Annotated in this window: 2 protein-coding genes; both read right to left on the reverse strand. The window is 62.7% G+C overall.

What is annotated here, in order from left to right; all coding sequences use genetic code 11:
* Positions 1–122 precede the first annotated feature (122 nt).
* The gene (locus AHiyo1_RS07750) at positions 123–1,034 is read right to left on the reverse strand and encodes a sugar phosphate isomerase/epimerase family protein (RefSeq protein ID WP_059388173.1); all 912 of its coding nucleotides are present in this window, start codon (positions 1,032–1,034) and stop codon (positions 123–125) included.
* Between the two features lie 132 nt (positions 1,035–1,166).
* Positions 1,167–1,767: aldehyde dehydrogenase family protein (locus tag AHiyo1_RS07755; RefSeq protein WP_113990591.1), on the reverse strand; the 601-nt coding region annotated here is incomplete at its 5' end.

Raw genomic sequence — 1,767 nt, forward strand, 5'->3', positions numbered from 1 at the left:
GTGGATGCGGGTGCTGAGCCGCTTGATGTGGTCGGCGCCCATGCGGCCTGCGCCGATGACGGCCACGCGGAGAATGTCAGTCATTGTTTCTGTCCTTGGTTGTTTGTGCTTGAGAGGCAGCGTTAGTTGACAGTCGTGCGGGAGCCGCACGAGAGCAGGTAGTTTCGGGTGCGCTTGGCGATGGGCATCGGGACGTCGAAGGCCACGGGGTACATGTCCTGTTCCACAATGCCAAAGATCGGGCGGTTAAGTCCTTCAACGGCTTCGATGACGGCGCGAAGATCCGGCAGGCCGTTCGGCGGTTCGGTCATGACGCCGGCCAGGTTGGCTGCCGCCCAGGTCATGTTTTCCTCATTGACCTTCTTCAGGACATCCGGGTTGATCTGCTTCAGGTGCAAGTAGCCGATACGGTCCGGGTAGTTCTTGATCAGTTCCAGGCTAGAGGCTCCGCAGTATTCCGCGTGCCCGGTGTCCAGGCACAGGTTCAGGTATTGGGGATCGGTCTCGGCAAGCAGGTGCTCGATATCCGACTGGGCGCCGACGTGGGAATCTGCGTGGGAGTGGAATTGCTGCTTGAGGCCGAAGTCTTCCAGCAACACCTTGCCCATGCGGTTGTGGCCGGCGAACAGATCGTTCCACTGATCCTGGGACAGCTCCCCGCTCTCCACGGCCTCTCCGGTGACGTCGTCGCGCCACATAGCCGGAATGACCACGATGTGTTCGCCGCCCATGGCTGCAGTCAGCTCAGCCACCTTGCGTGCCGGCTCCCAGGCTTCCTCGTACTGTGCGGCACCGCGATGGAAGGCCGTGAAGACCGTTCCCGCCGTGACCTTGAGGTCACGCTGCTTGAGCTCCTCGGCGAGGCGGGCAGGGTCGTTCGGCAAGTATCCGTAGGGGCCCAGCTCGATCCACTTGTAGCCGGACTCAGCCACTTCGTCCAGGAAGCGTTCCCACGGGGTCTGCTTGGGGTCATCCGCGAACCAGACGCCCCAGGAGTCCGGGGCCGTGCCGATGATGAGTTTGTTCTCTGTCATTGCTCAATCCTTAACGTTGATTGCTCCCCACCGGGGGCCGCAGCCCAACTAGCTCGCATTTGTTGTCGTTATGAGGGCCCAAAACGACATCTACAGCGAGTCAGTTGGGTGGGAGAGGTCAGCGGGTGGCGACTAGTTGGAGGGGAAGTTGTAGGAGGCGCCGGAGGCGTGGGTGGGTTCGGGCCAGCGGGAGGTGATGACCTTGCCGCGGGTGTAGAAGGAGACGCCTTCGGGTCCGTAGATGTGCTTGTCGCCGAAGAGCGAGGCTTTCCAGCCGCCGAAGGAGTGGTAGGCCACGGGTACCGGCAGGGGCACGTTGATGCCGACCATGCCCACGGTGACGGAGCGCTGGAACTTGCGGGCGTTCGCGCCAGAGGAGGTGAAGATCGCGGTGCCGTTGCCGTAGGGGTTGGAGTTGATCAGCTTGATGCCTTCATCGAGGTCCTCGACGCGGACGACGACGAGGACGGGTCCGAAGATTTCCTCCGTGTATGCGGTCATTTCGGCCGTGACGTGGTCGATCACGGTGGGGCCGACCCAGAAGCCTTCTTCATGGCCGGGGACCACCAAATCGCGGCCGTCCACGACCATCGCCGCGCCCGCGGCTTCGGCTTCGGTGACGATCCGCACGATGCGTTCCTTGGAAGCCGGGGTGATGACCGGGCCCATTTCGGCGTCGGGCTCGGTGCCGTTCTTGACCTTCACGGCCAGCGCGCGTTCTTCGACCTTCTTG

This window comes from Arthrobacter sp. Hiyo1 (assembly GCF_001263615.2).
Lineage (GTDB): Bacteria > Actinomycetota > Actinomycetes > Actinomycetales > Micrococcaceae > Arthrobacter.